Below are 16,957 nucleotides of genomic sequence, written 5' to 3'. Positions count from 1 at the left end.
AGGGATTGATATACATGATACAGAATCACAATAAACCGATATGGGATGTTGTCATCGTGGGAGCAGGCATTGCCGGATTAACCGCCTCGATATATCTGGCACGGGCGGGCCAGACTGTACTGCTGCTCGACAAAGGAAAACATCCCGGAGGCCGGGCTATTTCGACTGAGATCGCAGCCGCACGCGTAAACTTGGGAGCCCATGCTCTCAGTAAGAGTGCGCTTCCCATTCTGCAAGAGGTAGGCGTCACACCTACCGGAGCAGTACCGAAACCGCCAGGCACATTGGTGTTCGAAGGAACAAACGGCGGTTATAGGGCGATTCCTCTAGCTCAGCTCTTGCTCGGATCGTTCTTGAAGTGGCAGGAGAAGTCCCAACTCCTTCGGTTCTACACTTCCCTAAGCAAGACAGACACATCTGCTCTGTGTAAAGTTAGTCTGCAGGCTCATTTGGAAGCCCAGATCTCCAGTCCACGTGTGCGCAGTGTCGTGCTTGGTCTCGTTCGTTTGAGCACGTACTGCGATGCTCCCGACCAGCTAAGTGCTGGCGCAGTCATCAAGCAGCTCCAGCAGAGCCAAGTGCTGTATATAGATGAAGGCTGGCAATTCCTCGTCAGCCGGCTGACAGAACAAGCTCAGCAGGCTAACGTGTTAATCCGCACGAGCTCGGTTGTACTGGGCATTGCGGGGAGCTATCCGCAAATGATGGTCACTTTAAAAGATGGATCACAGTTGACGACTCGTCAGGTGATATCCACTGCCGGTCCAATGGATACGCTAGCTCTCCTCAATCCCGCTCTTACACCCATGGAAGCGGAAGCATATAAAATTTTAACTCCTGTTCGTGCCGCGTGCCTGGATCTCGTCGTATCGGGAATGCCTCAACCAAAGACGAAATTTGTTTTAGGCGCCGATTACCCGTTGTACTACTCCAACCATTCCGCCGCGGCTTCCTTATCAGAGAACCCGGCAAACGAGGTTGTGCATGTCATGAAGTATTTGTCGGCTTCAATCAATTCGGACCCCAGGCAGGATGAACACGAGCTTAAAGGCTTTCTTGATTTCATTCAGCCGGGGTGGCGCAAGCACGTCATTCAGCAGCGGTTCCTTCCGCGAATGCTTGTCTCGCATGGCATCGTCACCGCGGCGAACGGCGGCCTCCCGGGCAGGCCTGGACCTGCGGTCAAAGGAAGACCCGGACTCTATGTTGCTGGCGATTGGGTAGGAGCTGAGGGGATGTTGATTAACGCATCCTTAGCGAGCGCGAAAGAGGCTGCTCAAATGATAATAGCAGGTAGAGAAAAAGATAAGGAAGGGATGTATCATGGAGCTTGACTTGGTATACAGAACGTACAAACCCCTTCTTCTTTCCATCGCATATCGTATGTTAGGATCTGTCACTCATGCTGAGGATTTGGTGCAGGATGCATTTGTAACGGTACAACAGCAGGATATCCATAAGGAGGGTGGCCCTGTTCGTAACCTAAAAGCGTACTTATGCAAAATGGTTACGAACCGTTGTCTGGATTACTTGAAATCAACACGTAAAAAAAGAGAGGTATATATCGGGCCATGGCTGCCCGAACCTCTGGTGCAAGACTATATGGTCGCTCCAGGATCGGCTTCAGCAGCGGGACAGGACCCACTCCAAACGATTGAACTGGAAGATACGATCTCGTACGCCTTTCTTGTCATGCTTGATCGGCTAACTCCTATTGAGCGCGCGGTATTCGTTCTACGAGAAGCCTTCGAATTTGATTATTGCGATATTGCAAACTTCGTGAACAAGACGGAGCTGGGATGCCGCAAGATTTACAGTCGTCTCAAACGTAAAATCCAAGATGAGCCGGAAGTCGAGTTGACCCCCAGCGCACAGTCCGAGCAGCTTGCACTTCGTTTCCTCCAGGCCACCTCTACTGGTGATATGGAAGGGCTCTTCAGAATGCTTTCGGACGATATTGTGCTGTATAGTGATGGTGGCGGTAAAGTCATGGCAGCAATTAAACCAGTTACATCAAGCCAGCGAGTTCTTGCGTTCATTCAAGGGCTTGTATCCAAAAGTGACAGCACGGGGGCTGTGCGGCTCGTCAAGATCAACGGACAACTTGGATTTGTATTAAGCAGCCCCTCCGAGGCATTCCCGACTGTTGTCAGTCTTGCGTTCAGAAACGACCGCGTTCAACGGATTTATCTCATGCGTAATCCAGATAAGCTGCGGCATTTGAATTTAGGGTGAGATTAATTTGGGAGAGATGGCATTAGACAAACAAAACCCGGATGATTGCCAATCTCTGGCGATCATCCGGGTTATTTTATTGAAGTGAGTTTGCAACATGCTTATTTCATAAATCTGGAGAACAATCTATTCGCCTTTTTGGAGAGGTCGTCTATTTTGACATTGGCATGATCGAACTGATTGTATCCCCATTTGATCGTTTGCAGCATGCGTGGAGATATGGGCGTTCCTTTGATCCGTGGATAGATGTTGTGATAGGCCCAGACAAGATGCTCCCAACGATTGTCATTGCCGTCCTGAATATACTCGGATACGTCAATCACTTTCCCGCGTCCGTTCTGGAGAATTACATTTTTCAGATGAATGTCGCGAGGGTTCAGCCCACGGCTGCGAACGGCTTCTCGCGCTGCGTCCACATCGAGCATCACCTGCTCGGGGACGGGGATTCCCTTTTCCAAACATTCCAGCAACGTATCCCCGGGTTCAAAACTGATCACGAGTACATTCCGGCCGCTGCCGTAATAGGTAGGGAAGTATGGCAGGCCTTTGAGCTGCTCGTATACCTGTTTTTCATTTTCGAGTTTGTCCAAGGCATGATCCGAGTACATCTTGAAGGCATACTGCGGCAAGCCGTCATACGTAAATACAGCCGCGTCTGTACCTGTGCCAATGCAATTCAATCCTTCTACATCGCCGATGATGTTCACGAGCTCATTCCGGTCGCTTCCGATGACTTGCATATGTTGTAATGCTTCTTCCGCCTGGAACCAATCCGGTCGATTCATGGGTGGTGCCTCCTTTTAGGATATGCCTGTACAATTTTTTTATAAAATAATTACGTTCGACAACCCCAAAAAAGACTAATTAGCGTGTCTGGAGATCGTTAGATTTAATAAAGCCACATTATGCACGTGATAAGGTGTGTAAGATTTGTTAGTTCCAGGCCCGCCCTGAGCACATACCAGCATCCCGGATTCTTTGTCCTCTATGAAGTATATTAAGCGTTCTGCTCCGCAATTTCATCTTTTGGTGATGTTACTATATAAACGATACGGATCGAATCGGAAACGGTTGCGTCATAAGAAAATAACGGAAGCGCGCTTGCGACAAGGTTGCCCGGGCTTTATACTGTGAGCATTAAGGGATCTCATGCAGATCCGGCATACAGAAAGGCAGATTACTTATGGCACAATACCCGCAGTGGTCTTATTCGCAGTCGCGGGCGAGTATGTTCGACGAGTGCCTGCGTAAATATTATTATCATTATTACGGTGCCCATAACGGCTGGAAGACAGACTCTGCTGATGAGATGCAGGTTCGTCTGTACCGTCTGAAGCAGCTCAGCAATCTGTACCTTGTCTTCGGGGACCTCGCGCATCGGATGTGTGAGTCGGCGGTACGCAGCAGGGAAGAGGGCAAAGATAAACCGCGTGAACATTTCCTGGAACAGACGATACGCAAGCTGCTGAATCAGGCGTATGTGGAATCCATGGACGCGGATCAGTGGCGGCTTAACCCCAAGAATCGCACGATGCTGTCCGAGATTTATTACGGGGATGATACGTTGAATGACCGGATCGCCACGATCAAGGAACGGGCTTCAGCCTGTGTCGGTAACCTGTACCAGACGCTTACGTGGGAGGACTTGTCCCGGGCAAGTACGGACATTCTGGAGATCGAGAAATGGGATACCATGATGCTGCACGATACACGCGTGTATGTGAAGATGGACTTATTGTATCGGCGCAGTAACGGCAATATTGTCATTGTGGACTGGAAGACCGGCAAGGAAGATGACTTCTCCGATCAGCTAATGCTGTACGCATCCTATGTAAGAGAGCACTACCGGGTTCCCTTGGAACAGATTGAGCTGAGAGTGGAGTATCTGTTAACCGGAAAACACCGAGAGTTTACAGCCACAGAAGAGGATATCCGGAAGGTGGAGGAGAATGTGGGTCGTTACATTGAGGAGATGCGATCCTGCGTGGAGGATGAGTATTATAACCGTCCAAAGGACGTCACCTACTTCACAGCGATGCCATCGCACCGGTCCTGCCGGGATTGCAACTTCCGCGAAGTATGCAGTGAGCGAGCAGTCTGAAGCGCCAAAACCGGAGGAACCTAAAGGTCTTATACCAACCAACAAGCTATTTCATATGTGAAAAAAATCAAGAAGCGCAAGCCGGGAACATCATCTGCCCGACTTGCGCTTCTATTCCGTTCCACAGGCCTGGCGACTATGCGCCGGGTGGAACGATCAGTTCAAGATTACTGGACAGCGGCGGTATTCTCCAGCGCCTGACCCGCAGGAACATAGGCATGCCCGAGATCCCGGGCAACCGCCTCATACGTGATGTGTCCATTCAGCGCATTGACCGCGCTGCGAATGGACGAACTGCCGCGAATCGCGACGGCTGCACCGTGGTTGGCCAGCTGCAGCGCATAAGGCATGGTGGCGTTGGTCAGCGCCACCGTGGACGTACGCGGCACGGCGCCTGGCATGTTCGCCACCGCGTAATGCACGACACCATGTTTCACATAGGTCGGTTCATCATGGGTTGTGATATGATCAATGGTCTCAACGATCCCGCCCTGATCAATCGCCACATCCACAATGACCGAGCCCGGTGCCATCGTCTTAACCACTTGCTCGCTGACAAGGGTTGGCGCCTTGGCGCCCGGAATCAGCACCGCACAGATCAACAGATCTGCTGCCGCAACAGCTGCTGCAATGTTGGACGGGCTGGATACCAGTGTATGGATCTGATTGCCAAAGATATCATCCAACTGGCGCAGACGATTCAGATTCAGATCAAGGATGGTCACATCGGCGCCAAGACCAATAGCAATTTTGGCTGCATTTGTTCCCACCGTTCCGCCACCGATAATGACCACTTTCCCCCGACTGACGCCTGGTACACCGGACAACAGAATGCCCTTGCCACCTTCGGTCTTCTCCAATAACTGTGCTCCGATCTGGGAGGCCATGCGGCCTGCAACTTCACTCATAGGGGTTAGCAGGGGTAGAGCACTGTTGACCTCCAACGTCTCATACGCAATAGCCGTTACCCGACTTTTAATAAGGGCTTTGGCAAGCTCCGGTTCCGCTGCGAGGTGCAGGTATGTGAACAGAATCAGTCCCGGACGAAAATATCCATATTCACTGGCAAGTGGTTCTTTCACCTTGATGATCATATCGGCTTCGGTCCACACTGACTTGGCATCAATCCGAATCTCGGCGCCCGCAGTTTGATATTCATGATCCGTGAATCCACTGCCGATCCCGGCGCCTTGTTCAATCAGTACCTGGTGACCGGCTCTGATGAAATCAGCAGCCCCGGCCGGAGTCATTGCTACACGATTCTCATTATTCTTGATTTCTTTGGGAATTCCGATTCTCATCACCATGCACCTCGTCCATTTATTGGTTGTTAGCTTATACTACAAGTTTATGACTTGAATAATCGTTTTGCACCTTACTTGATGTCTAATCTTTAGGAATTGAACTCAACATATTGTCGAAAAGACTGTTCAGGACATTTGTCCATGGATTATAATGTAAGAAAAAATAACACGAAGAGGGATCGCCATTGCGAAATGACCGTGTGTTTACGATCAAAGATATCCTTGCACGTCCGGTATTTGTCCGAGCACGACTAGCGGCAGGGAAGGATGGAGTGAACCGTCAGGTTGGCTGGGTTCATGTATTGGAGATTACGAATGTATCCCCATTCGTAAGCCCCCATGATCTTATTTTATCCACTGGACTGTGGCTTCAATCGGAAGAAGGGCGTGAAGAGTATCTGCTCCAGCTCATTGGCAGTGAGGCAGCGGGGTTATGTGTGGAGTTTGGTACCAGCATAAACGGGATCCCGGAAGAACTGATTGAACTGGCGGACAGACACCAGTTTCCGCTGATCGTATTTGAGCAACCGGTCCGTTTTGTCGAGATTACACAGGATATTCACTCTCTGCTCATTAATCATCAACATCAACTGCTGAAAAGTCTCGAAGCATACTCCCGTCAGCTTCAGCAACGAACATTACAGAGTACGGATATGTCTGCTGTGCTGAACCTGCTACATGAGTACGCTGCCAAACCGGTGGTGTACATTTCGTCCATGGAGCCGGGCAGTTTTGTGCCCGAACTTCTTCCGGAGATGGAACAGGCCATCTATACCTGGTATGAGCAGGAGGTAGAACATCTGGATCTGAATGATTCAGATACTGAATTATGGTTCCACATGAACGAAGAGAAGGCTCTGTTATGTCATCCGGTCGTCTGTTTCGGCCAGGTATTTTCTGCTGTAGGCATGATTGTGCATCCCGCAGCTCCAGTAGAATATCTCAAGCTGTTGCTCGATTATACGGCGAAGGCGGCGGCAGCGCTCACGCTTCGTTCCCAGTTTCTTGAGGAGAAGATGGTCCGCAATCAGAATGAACTGATCCAGGATCTGATGAATGGCAACATCCATCAGGAGGAACAGGCTCAGACCCGAATGGGGCTTCGTTTGCTGGTGAAGGGACAGTACTGGTTTGCAGGAGGGGTCATCGAGATTGAGCATCGATTGAAGGGTACGGGCCGGGAGCGAATGGAAGCGAATCATCAGGATGTTCTTGTCCTGCTGCGTTCCCTGCTCAAGAAGAACAATCTGCCTAGCCTGATTATGCTAAAGAACAACCAGGTATATCTGTGTTGTGCGAAGGAAGCGGTAACGGCTGCTGCACGTCATCAACTGCTGCGATTACTGGAAGGGATTGCCCAGGACGTGAAACGCTTTGCCAGTCGTAACTTGAAGCAGGTTATGATTCATGTGGGATTTGGCAAGTTACGCAACCGTTTGATCAGCCTGCCGGAGAGCCTTCAGGAGGCCTATCAGGTGATCGAAGTTTCAAGATCGGTAGATCCGATGGAACATGTTCACTTTTACGAACGTATGGGTATATATCAAATGTTAAAGGCATTGCCCCAATCCTTCCTGCAACCCTTTGTCCAGGATCACCTGGGTATGTTGATTGAATATGACCAAACGCATCACCTGCGATTGGTAGAGACGTTAGATGCTTACCTGCAGAACTTTGGTTCCAAGCGGGATGCGGCCGCCCAGTTATTTTATTCATCGGCAAACGTTGTACAACAGACTGGAGAAGCTGGAAGAACTGATGGGTCCAGGTTACATGGATCAAGGGAGAAGAATCTGTCTGGAGATGGCGCTGCTTGCGCACGCGATGATTGAGAATGGACAGTGGCAATCCTCTTGATGAGGTGAAAGGGATGCAAGACAGACTGTGCATCGATCTTACACTACCTTGAGCACAGTCTAGCAGTTTTTACTAATTCGCCGGGTATGTCGTAATGAAGCAGGCAGGCGTTGCAGAGTGGAAGTGGAGCGTCGGCCCCGATAAAGCTTCGTTTGACCGGAGGAAGGTGCCAGTGATAATGAAGAAGGGGCAGCAAGCCGATAAGGGGGTGATGAACGGTCGGGGCGTCCTTCCGGTTCTACTTCTTTGACTGTCGTTGAAATTCCACTTTGGTGGAGCCACTCATTAAGTCGTTTTGCATTGATTCCGAGTTGTCCGCTCAGATTACAGATATCGAGGTTTATTCTCACACAAATCCGCCTTTCTTGGAATATCGGGCTGGTAGTAGGTTTGAAAGGGAAGCATGAATTCGAGATCGGTAAATGCTCATGTACATGTTGGGTGTGCTTGATCGGCGGAATGATCCATTATGTTAAGAAATAGCGCGGAGTGTATATGTATACCTTGTTCCCATGTCCGCTGTGTTGAATATTTCCAATAAATTGGCTTTTAACAAGATTCTATCACTTCACATGCAATTATGCGTCTCAATATAGTCTCATTTTTGGAGAGGATATATTGTATATTAAAAGTACCAGTATCTAGTACGGAGGACATATATGGGAAACAGTAGTGAGGCACAATACGACAAATATGTTGAGGATGGGACACGTTTCGTCGGTCGAGCCAAGGAACTAACGATACTGGAGCGTTGGTTCAATCATCCGGAAGCCCCATTGACCATATTTTCAATTACAGGCATGGGAGGCATCGGCAAATCTTCCCTGCTCTCAGAGATGATATCCGTATCTCGGAATCGAGGTGCGACAGCAATCTGGATGGATGGCCGATCCTGCGGGGCAACACCTTCCGTTTTTATGGATTATTTGTCCTCGACATTGGGGCTGGAAACACTGGATAGTGAAGGGTACACTCGACCACTGAGTCTGCTGAAAGACACGTCAATCGATAAGCGAGTAGTCTTGGCAGTGGATAACTATGAAGAACTCGCACTACTTGAAAGTTGGTTCATGGAAGCCTTCGTATCCAAACTTCCGTTAAGAGGGATACTTGTCATTCTTGCCTCACGCCCGGAACTGGCCTCTGCCTGGCGGACACATCCCCGATTGCATCAGCGATTTGTACAGATGAAGCTACAACATTTTACAGTTGATGAGGTTACGGAGTATATCACGGTAGCAGGCTCTCTGAATCAGGGCGTGGCAGGCAGCATTGCGAGAATGACCGATGGACACCCGCTAGGTCTGGCTCTTGCGGTGGAGGCTGCGGATCAGAGGCGGAATCTTCCGCAGTCTGAATGGGCTGAACTGTCGCATATGATCAGCGCCCGATTATTATTGGAACTTACAATTCCCCGTTTACATCCCATGGTGGAGGTGCTAACACTGCTTGAGACAGCCAATCAGGAGTTGTTATCATCTGTACTGGATATGACCGTGACGACAGAAGAGTACCACATACTGAGACAGATGTCGTTTATCCGTTCCGGCCCGGATGGTCTTGCCCTGCATGACATGGCCAGGGTGCATCTGCTGCGAGATTTTCGGCAACGTGAGCCTCATCGGTTGCAGGCAATGCGTATCAAGATCGTGAAGTTACTGAAACCGCTGCATGAACAGGCGGGGCCGCATGAGCGTCGGCTGATCGCCCGGAAGATGCTGTTGCTCTGTCAGGAATCCATGCTTCAATACCGCAAGTACGCGGATGTGTCCCGTGATTCCTTGTTCTCACCTCTCGAAACGATGAGAAGCGAGGATCTGCCCGTTCTGCACAGCCTGTTACAGCAATGGTGCGAATACAGCGTGGAACCAAGACAGGCGTTATCCTATGGTCCCTTCCTGGATGAACTTGCACAACGTTATCCCGAAGGGATTGTATTGATGCGTGACAAGCTTGGGGAGACAATTGCCATGTTCATTACCATCCTTGTACATAAGGATAGTAGTGAGTTGTTACTAAAATATTTTCCGAATGAGATACATGAATGCTTCACACCACAGGAGCTTGAGAGTGATCCGGATCAGAGTGATACGCACTTTGCATTACTGGCTGCGGCAAGAGATGATGTGCCTGGTTACACACGAGAAGAACTGGTGGGATACATGGCATTGGACCGTCTGTCCCTGTTGGGCGATGGTGCGCGAGCGATGCTCGTTGCAACGAACCCTCACCTGAAACTATTTTTGCAAAGTATTGGATTCCGGATGCGAAGAACCCGCACCCGTGTCTGTGACCGTTTTGAGGACCGAGCGGACATACTTGATTTGGATCTGCGTAGTGGGCAATTCGGAGAGTGGGTCATGTCTCTGCTTGATCCGGAATCAACGGTGAATCGTATACAGCCGGAAACAACGGAAGCGGGTGGAGGAGTCTGGACTGAACAGGATGTTCGCAAGATGTTGGGATACCTTCGTTCTCCGGGAGAATTGCATGAATATGCTGGCAGAATTAAAGGGGTAAAGGATGGAATCCAGTTACAGCTGTATGTCATGGATCTGTTGGAAGGCAGAGTGCATGGCCTGTCTCCACAGGATCAGATGCTGTTATACGCGGCCTACTGGACGCATGCTGGCAATCCAACTGCCGCAGCCCAGACGTGTTCCATGAGTCGGGCGACATTTTATCGCCATCTCAGAACAGCGCTGACTCGCTTGGCGCGGATTTTGTAGGGTTCTATTCGTTCATCATACCGATAATAACGACAAGAAGAGGCTGGTCATAGACCAAGCCTCTTCATGCGATTATAGAGCGTTGCCCTTGAGATGCCAAGTTGCTTGGCGAGTATTCGTTTGTTGCCACCTGCTGCTTTCAGATATTGAATTAGAAGTTGGGCCTCATGGGTGTCCAATTTTTGCTGGTAGGTAACACCGGAGACAAGTTCGGAATCATCCGAGATATCTAATTCGTCCACATTTGCAACCGTTCGAGGTTCTTGTTCTGATTCTGCTCCCGCCGAATCCTGAGGTTTCTGATTTTCGTTGTTGGCATGTGAATGAAATCCAGATGTCAGTTGAACTTTGGACTGTTCTTGCATGGTGAGGGAAGTGAGGGTATCAGGCAGATATTCCTGCTTCACCTCACCATCAGTCGTCAGAATGGTCAGGCGCTCGATCACATTTCGTAATTCACGTACATTGCCTGGCCAATCATATTGGAACAGCAACTTGAACACTTCAGGTGGAACCAACTCAATATGACGGTTATAGAGCAATGAGAATTCTTGAAGGAACGTCTGGGTTAATTCATATATATCTTCCTTGCGCATACGCAGAGGAGGGATGACAAGGTTAATGACATTCAGTCGATAGTAGAGATCTTCTCGGAATTGATTGCGGGCAATCATACGCTGTAGATTCTGGTTGGTCGCAGCGATAATCCGGCAGTCGGCCTGTTTCATTCGTGTTCCCCCCACAGGAAAGTAACTCTTCTCCTGCAACACCCGAAGCAGCTTCACTTGCAATTCCAATGGCATCTCACCGATCTCATCCAGAAAAAGAGTACCCCCTTCGGCAAGCTCAATCTTGCCCTTTTTTCCTTTGGGATCCGCTCCGGAGAACGCGCCTTTCTCATAGCCGAATAATTCACTTTCAAACAATGAAGCGGGAATTGCCCCGCAGTTAATAGCGATGAACGGTGCAGTCTGCAATTCACGAAGATCATGAATGGCTTTGGCGAATAACTCCTTGCCTGTGCCGCTCTCTCCGAGGATAAGTACGGTTGCTGAGGTGGTACTGATCTTGCGAATGGTCTCCAGACACTTCTTAATGACCGTGCTGCTGCCCTTGATTCTGGCGAATGGATCTAATTCGGGCCGTAGCCGAGCAACGGCTTTCTCCAGATGCTGGACTTTGGAGGTCATATGTAATAGTTCCTGATGTAATCGGATTTCGGTTGTTATATCCACTTCGGCAGCAACTGCACCCACAATATGTCCATCCAGTTGGACCGGACGAGCATTAATCAGGGCGAAGAGGTCGGGCCGTGGCTGATGCTGTTTGCGATAGACCGTTTCGCCGGTATACAACGTCTTGAGAGATTGTAACCGATCTGGAGGAAAAAAGTCCGCTGCGGGTTGTCCAATGATGTCTTTTTTGCTGATCGAAAAAACATGCTCTGCGCCAGTTGTCCAGTAGGCCACTTTGGCATCTTCATTAATTAATGTCAGAGCTGAACCCGCTGTCTCCAGTGTGGTCTCAAAATAAGCTTCTATTAGGCGATGCGCATGCATCATGGCATGCAAAACATCGGATACGGAGATATATCCCTCATATTCGCCCTGATCATTCTTTATTAATAGAAGAGGGCTCGTAGCAAATAAGGGGATCACTTCCGCAAGTTCGATCGAAGCAGAGACGACAGGCACAGGAAGACGGCCGTATGGTACTGTTCTATTGGGTTGGCTGTACAACCAGGCGTATTCTGTATTACAGCGCATAAAGACAGGTCTGTCCGTACCTATATGGAGTTCTGAAGGTATAGACTGAAGTGGGTGTTCGTCATACAGGGCTTCATCTAGAATACACATATCGGTTCGTAACAAAGCATTCAGCTCAGGTAATAAATGTCTCATCAGAATCACCTCGGTTGCAGCATATACTTAGACAAAAATAAATAATGTGAAATTATGTATATTATAACGTTCTGAGGTAGTTGTGTATATATTTTTTGACATCGGGTGTGCAGGTTGGGATGTTGGACTCGATAAATAAGTTTTCGCTTTTTAATGTATGCGATTACATTAGATTGAAGTAAAGAGAAGTGTTGCTTGTAGCTGGAATTTAAAGGTTCTGAGTGGACTTAATGTTATGAAACCTGACGTTTGTATTCTTGCTAAATAGAGCCGTCAGACCGGAGGAAAGAGGACCGCGGGGGATTGAACGAGGTTGAACAGGTACAGGAGTGTCCATTATATTAGACATTTCAATTGGAGGCTTCTTAAATTTTAGACATGTGAATGGATCTCGTGTTAAGAATGAGAATTCAGTTTATAGCTCAAATAACCATGCTTTCCCAAAAAAACAGGAGAGCATGGTTATCATTTATCTAAACATATTTTTAACGACCATCCAGAGATTAGCCGGTTTTTCGGCTAAACGACGGGTATAGTACGGATACCACATGGTGCCATAAGGTACGTAACAACGAATGCGATAGCCTTCTTTGGCGAGACGTTCCTGTTCGCTCATGCGCAGACCATATAACATCTGGAATTCAAAGGCATCCGGCGAGATTCCCCGATCTTTGGCGTATTGTTTCGTCCAGTTAATGATGTGATCATCATGCGAGGCAACCGCAGTGTACACACCCTGATCGAGGTGATTACGAATTATCGTTTTGAATTGATGAATGACTTCAGAAGTATTCTGATAGGCGACTGATCCAGGTTCTTTGTAAGCACCTTTAACCAGACGAAGCCGGATGCCTTCCCGAATCATATCACGCGTATCTTCTTCGGTGCGATGCAGATAGGCTTGCAAGACTGTGCCCGTATTGTGCAGTCCTTCCGAGTGCAGTCTTCGAACAATATCCAGCGTTGCTTGAGTAAATGGACTATCCTCCATATCAATTCGGACAAATAAGTCATGCAATTTGGCTTGTGCGGCAACGGTACGGATATTTCGATAACCCTCTTCCGGGTCAAGTGCGAGGCCCATCTGGGTTGGTTTCAGCGAGACGTTGGAGTCTGCCCCTTCACGTGCAATGCCTTCTACCAGTCGTACATACTCATCCCTGTATAATGCCGCTTCGCTCAGACGTGTGATACCTTCGCCTAGATGATCGAGCGTAGCCATAATGCCTTTATTATTGAGTATGTGGATCTCTTTGAGAGCTTCTTCCAAGGTGTTTCCTGCGATAAACTTGCCTGCCAGCTTCTTACCATATCTAATGGACAGGTTCTCTACAGCTTTGTTGCCTGCCACGGTTAATAAGGTTTTGCGATATATTTCCGTTCCTACACTCATTTTCGTTTCCTCCTTCAGCATTGTGCATCATTCGATTCAGGCTCGGTTAAATCATGCTTTTTATTCCTAATTAGAAGCAAGAAGCGTGCCAGATTTAGCGATGGCCTACTATTTTTCATGAAAATTATCTATTTAAATTGAACTAAACATTTACACAAAACGGAGAGGACAGAAAGAACCTGAAGAAGTGGAGCGCTCGCCTTTATCCCCGGATTTTCCCTCTATAAAAAGGAGTCAAAAAAATCTGGGGATAACAGCGATCGGACGGTTATTCTGTCAACGGAGTGGCCCGTGTGAATTTTCAGTAGTTGAATTTAACGAGAAAAATATTTCAATCCCAACCTGAGTTGGCACGGATTTTGCTACATATATTTGATGATGAGTAACATGCAAAATAATTCAGGCGAGCAGCCAGCAACCCCACATCCTGAAGGAGGAATCATTGATGAATATCCCTTTTGTTAACGAACCATTCACACCTTTTGCGGTCCAGGCGAACCAGGAAGCATTTGAAGACGCACTTCGTCAGGTAGAAGCTGAACTTGGGCAGGAATACCCGATTATTATTGGTGGGCAAAAAATAACAAGTAGCCGCACGTTAACGTCTGTGAACCCAGCGGCCAAGAATCAAGTTGTCGGAACGATCCATCAGGCAGATCAGGAATTGGCCGAAAAGGCCATTCAGAAAGCGGCGGAGACATTCCACACATGGAAACATATTGACCCGAATGAACGGGCTCGTTATCTATACAAAGCAGCTGCCATTATGCGCCGTCGCAAGCATGAATTCTCCGCATGGATGGTTTATGAAGCCGGCAAGACTTGGCCTGAAGCCGATGCGGATACAGCGGAAGCCATTGATTTTATGGAATTCTATGCACGGGAAATGCAGCGACTGAGTGAACCGCAGCCCCTCGTACGGATTGCAGGGGAAGATAATGAACTGAGTTATATACCGCTGGGCGTGGGCGTTGTCATTCCACCTTGGAACTTCCCGCTGGCGATTATGGCAGGCATGACCTCTGCTGCACTGGTATCCGGCAACACCGTGGTGTTAAAGCCCGCCAGCACAACTCCGGTGATTGCCGCGAAGTTTATGGAGCTGCTCGCAGAAGTTGGTCTGCCGGATGGCGTCGTGAACTTTTTACCAGGATCAGGCAGTGAAGTGGGCGATTATCTGGTGGATCATGCGCTCACCCGGTTTATCAGTTTCACCGGTTCCAGAGATGTAGGACTGCGAATTAATGAACGTGCAGCACGTACAGCTCCAGGTCAGAAGTGGATTAAACGGGTTATTGCAGAGATGGGCGGCAAGGATTCCATCGTAGTTGACAGTGACAGTGATCTGGAACTCGCAGCAGAGTCCATTACCGCTTCGGCATTTGGTTTCTCAGGACAGAAATGTTCGGCGTGTTCCCGTGCCATTATTCATAAGGATGTATATGATGAAGTATTGCAAAAAGTGATTGAACGGACACAGAAACTGACGATGGGTAGTCCTCTTGAAGTTGGCAGTCAGGTCGGGCCGGTTATTGATGACAAGGCATATGCAAAGATCACGGAATATATTGAAATCGGCAAGGGTGAGGGGCGTCTTGTGCACGGTGGCGGTACAGGGAACGTTGAAGGTTATTTCATTGAACCAACCATAATTGCCGATGTGGACCCGAAAGCCCGGATTGCTCAGGATGAAATTTTTGGACCTGTGCTTGCGTTCATCAAAGCAGAATCTTTCCAGGACGCACTGGATATCGCCAATAATACAGACTATGGTCTGACCGGCGCGGTGATCTCACGTAATCGTGAACATCTGGAACAGGCAAGACGCGAATACTTTGCGGGTAATCTGTATTTCAACCGGAAATGTACCGGAGCACTGGTGGGCACACATCCATTTGGCGGATTTAACATGTCAGGCACGGATTCCAAGGCAGGTGGAAGAGACTATCTGCTGTTGTTAACACAGGCAAAGCTGGTATCGGAGAAATACTAGACAGAAACCCATGATCCGACTAAAAACTTCTTACATTTGCTTGAATAATATGCTATTATCCCTGCAAATCCTTTGGTTCGTATAAGAAACACAGATGTTTGTTGCCACAAGGCATAAGGAGGGAAACGGATGTTAGGTGTTCAGTTGGTGCAGGAACAACGTATTCGGCTGTCCATCACGCCGGAGATGAAACAATCCTTTCATTTGCTGACCATGTCCGGCCAGGATCTGAATCGTTACTTGCTGGATGCGGCGGAGGAAAATCCAGTTCTTGAACTGGAAGAACAAGCTGCGCCTCTCGCCAGGGTGCCACGGCGATTGGATCAGCGCAGGCATGATTCCTACGATCCGCTGCTTCAGGTCAGAGGTGCCGAGTCTACACTGGAACAATTGCTGATTGCGCAAATTCGAGTGATGACACTTCAGGACGAATTGGAGAATGTGGCAGTATATTTGGCAGGATGCGTCAATGATGATGGTTATCTCACCGTTGAACTGGCAGAGGTGCAAGCAGCGCTTGAGCAACCGATGAGCAAGATTGCAGCGGGACTGGAGCTTCTCCAATCGCTGGACCCTGCTGGTGTAGGGGCGCGGAATCTGCAAGAATGTCTGTTGCTCCAGATTAGACGTGATCCATCAGCAACGCTGAATGCGGAGCGGATGGTGGAAGCCGGATTGGAAGCACTGGTTCCTTTTCACCCAGGTAGAACAGGAAGTCGATTAGGTATGACTTCACGGGAAGCTCAGACTGCCTATGACTATATTACACGTCTGGACCCCAAGCCCTGTCGATCCATCGGATGTACAGAACGGCCACATTACATTATTCCGGATGCCGTTGTTGGGTTGCGTAACGGTGAGGTCCATTATAGTCTGCATGCAGCAGGTAACCCTCGTGTATCAATGAATGAAGCGTGCTTCCGCTGGATCAGGGAAGAGGCTCCGGACGCAATCTGGTCTACCCGCGTGGCACAGGCAAGGGCTATCATTCGGAGTGTACACCTGCGGCGCAGGACTTTAGTGCGTGTGCTGGCGGCAGTGATGGAAGAGCAAAAGCAATTTTTGGTCAAAGGCCCATCCGCGCTAAAACCACTTAATCTGGCTGTTATTGCAGAGAAGATTGGCATGCATGAATCAACGGTAAGTCGTGCGGTGAACGGTAAATACATTGAGACCCCACATGGTGTGTATGAACTCAGAGCTTTTTTTGACTCCGGAATCAGTACAACGTCAGGGGATAAAACATCAGCATCAGCGGTGAAACGCAGATTAAAAGAAATCATTCGCATGGAACAGACTCAGCGTCCATACTCCGATAGTCATTTGGCTACACTGCTCGCCGAGGAGGGGATTGTTATCTCCCGCAGAACGGTTGCCAAGTACAGAGAGGAACTTCAGATTCTGCCTTCCCTTGAGCGTAAACGATGGGCTTAATCAAATAGCT

At 48.8% G+C, this 16,957-nt stretch carries 12 protein-coding genes and 1 pseudogene; 8 read left to right on the top strand and 5 right to left on the bottom strand.

Annotated elements, in window-relative coordinates; all coding sequences use genetic code 11:
• Nucleotides 1–14: 14 nt before the first annotated feature.
• Complete coding sequence (locus QF049_RS17715; protein WP_307539289.1) at nt 15–1,334, top strand: phytoene desaturase family protein; 1,320 nt, start codon at nt 15–17, stop codon at nt 1,332–1,334.
• Nucleotides 1,324–2,235: an RNA polymerase sigma factor SigJ gene (gene sigJ, locus QF049_RS17710; protein WP_307539287.1), complete on the top strand. Its 912-nt coding sequence runs from the start codon at nt 1,324–1,326 to the stop codon at nt 2,233–2,235. The genes QF049_RS17715 and sigJ overlap by 11 nt, the downstream gene beginning before the upstream one ends.
• Before the next feature lie 101 nt (nt 2,236–2,336).
• Here the strand turns inward: sigJ and QF049_RS17705 are convergent, their stop codons facing one another.
• Nucleotides 2,337–3,020, bottom strand: a complete 684-nt coding sequence (locus tag QF049_RS17705) for a serine/threonine protein kinase (RefSeq protein WP_307539285.1) — start codon at nt 3,018–3,020, stop codon at nt 2,337–2,339.
• Nucleotides 3,021–3,418: 398 nt separating this feature from the next.
• Between QF049_RS17705 and QF049_RS17700 the strand changes: the two genes are divergently transcribed.
• Entirely contained in the window at nt 3,419–4,336 is a 918-nt protein-coding gene (locus QF049_RS17700; protein WP_307539283.1) for a PD-(D/E)XK nuclease family protein, read from the top strand.
• A gap of 167 nt (nt 4,337–4,503) precedes the next feature.
• Here QF049_RS17700 and ald read toward each other — a convergent pair whose 3' ends face one another.
• Nucleotides 4,504–5,637, bottom strand: coding sequence for an alanine dehydrogenase (ald, locus tag QF049_RS17695; RefSeq protein ID WP_307539281.1), 1,134 nt, complete (start codon nt 5,635–5,637; stop codon nt 4,504–4,506).
• A gap of 203 nt (nt 5,638–5,840) precedes the next feature.
• On the opposite strand from ald, the pseudogene QF049_RS31495 reads away from it, so the two are divergent.
• Nucleotides 5,841–6,152: pseudogene (locus QF049_RS31495) on the top strand (PucR family transcriptional regulator ligand-binding domain-containing protein); the annotation flags it as partial.
• 1,144 nt (nt 6,153–7,296) lie between these two features.
• On the top strand, nt 7,297–7,497 hold the full coding sequence (locus QF049_RS31410) for a helix-turn-helix domain-containing protein (RefSeq protein WP_373428263.1): 201 nt from the start codon (nt 7,297–7,299) through the stop codon (nt 7,495–7,497).
• Nucleotides 7,498–7,556: 59 nt separating this feature from the next.
• On the opposite strand, the gene QF049_RS17685 is transcribed toward QF049_RS31410, so the two are convergent.
• Nucleotides 7,557–7,847: a hypothetical protein gene (locus QF049_RS17685; RefSeq protein ID WP_307539277.1), complete on the bottom strand. Its 291-nt coding sequence runs from the start codon at nt 7,845–7,847 to the stop codon at nt 7,557–7,559.
• Between the two features lie 309 nt (nt 7,848–8,156).
• Here QF049_RS17685 and QF049_RS17680 point away from each other — a divergent pair, with 309 nt between their 5' ends.
• Nucleotides 8,157–10,226: an nSTAND1 domain-containing NTPase gene (locus QF049_RS17680; RefSeq protein WP_307539275.1), complete on the top strand. Its 2,070-nt coding sequence runs from the start codon at nt 8,157–8,159 to the stop codon at nt 10,224–10,226.
• 47 nt (nt 10,227–10,273) lie between these two features.
• Here the strand turns inward: QF049_RS17680 and QF049_RS17675 are convergent, their stop codons facing one another.
• Together QF049_RS17675 and QF049_RS17670 are read right to left on the bottom strand one after the other, a co-directional pair.
• Entirely contained in the window at nt 10,274–12,127 is a 1,854-nt protein-coding gene (locus QF049_RS17675) for a sigma-54 interaction domain-containing protein (protein WP_307539273.1), read from the bottom strand.
• Nucleotides 12,128–12,596: 469 nt separating this feature from the next.
• Nucleotides 12,597–13,520 carry a proline dehydrogenase family protein gene (locus tag QF049_RS17670; RefSeq protein ID WP_307539271.1) on the bottom strand — a complete coding sequence of 308 codons (924 nt, stop codon included), beginning with the start codon at nt 13,518–13,520 and terminating at the stop codon, nt 12,597–12,599.
• 445 nt (nt 13,521–13,965) lie between these two features.
• Between QF049_RS17670 and pruA the strand changes: the two genes are divergently transcribed.
• Nucleotides 13,966–15,513, top strand: coding sequence for an L-glutamate gamma-semialdehyde dehydrogenase (gene pruA / locus QF049_RS17665; protein ID WP_307539269.1), 1,548 nt, complete (start codon nt 13,966–13,968; stop codon nt 15,511–15,513).
• 129 nt (nt 15,514–15,642) lie between these two features.
• On the top strand, nt 15,643–16,947 hold the full coding sequence (gene rpoN / locus QF049_RS17660; protein ID WP_307539267.1) for an RNA polymerase factor sigma-54: 1,305 nt from the start codon (nt 15,643–15,645) through the stop codon (nt 16,945–16,947).
• The last annotated feature ends 10 nt before the right edge of the window (nt 16,948–16,957 follow it).

Source organism: Paenibacillus sp. W4I10 (assembly GCF_030816325.1).
Lineage (GTDB): Bacteria > Bacillota > Bacilli > Paenibacillales > Paenibacillaceae > Paenibacillus > Paenibacillus amylolyticus_B.
This window is presented reverse-complemented; position numbering and strand designations above follow the sequence as displayed.

What these genes read in the sequence shown, in the direction of transcription:
- QF049_RS17670 (WP_307539271.1), bottom strand. Translation starts at nt 13,520, where the DNA reads ATGAGTGTAGGAACGGAAATATATCGCAAAACCTTATTAACCGTGGCA.
- QF049_RS17700 (WP_307539283.1), top strand. Translation starts at nt 3,419, where the DNA reads ATGGCACAATACCCGCAGTGGTCTTATTCGCAGTCGCGGGCGAGTATG.
- sigJ (WP_307539287.1), top strand. Translation starts at nt 1,324, where the DNA reads ATGGAGCTTGACTTGGTATACAGAACGTACAAACCCCTTCTTCTTTCC.
- QF049_RS17715 (WP_307539289.1), top strand. Translation starts at nt 15, where the DNA reads ATGATACAGAATCACAATAAACCGATATGGGATGTTGTCATCGTGGGA.
- QF049_RS17680 (WP_307539275.1), top strand. Translation starts at nt 8,157, where the DNA reads ATGGGAAACAGTAGTGAGGCACAATACGACAAATATGTTGAGGATGGG.
- rpoN (WP_307539267.1), top strand. Translation starts at nt 15,643, where the DNA reads ATGTTAGGTGTTCAGTTGGTGCAGGAACAACGTATTCGGCTGTCCATC.
- QF049_RS17705 (WP_307539285.1), bottom strand. Translation starts at nt 3,020, where the DNA reads ATGAATCGACCGGATTGGTTCCAGGCGGAAGAAGCATTACAACATATG.
- ald (WP_307539281.1), bottom strand. Translation starts at nt 5,637, where the DNA reads ATGAGAATCGGAATTCCCAAAGAAATCAAGAATAATGAGAATCGTGTA.
- pruA (WP_307539269.1), top strand. Translation starts at nt 13,966, where the DNA reads ATGAATATCCCTTTTGTTAACGAACCATTCACACCTTTTGCGGTCCAG.
- QF049_RS17675 (WP_307539273.1), bottom strand. Translation starts at nt 12,127, where the DNA reads ATGAGACATTTATTACCTGAGCTGAATGCTTTGTTACGAACCGATATG.
- QF049_RS31410 (WP_373428263.1), top strand. Translation starts at nt 7,297, where the DNA reads ATGCTTACCTGCAGAACTTTGGTTCCAAGCGGGATGCGGCCGCCCAGT.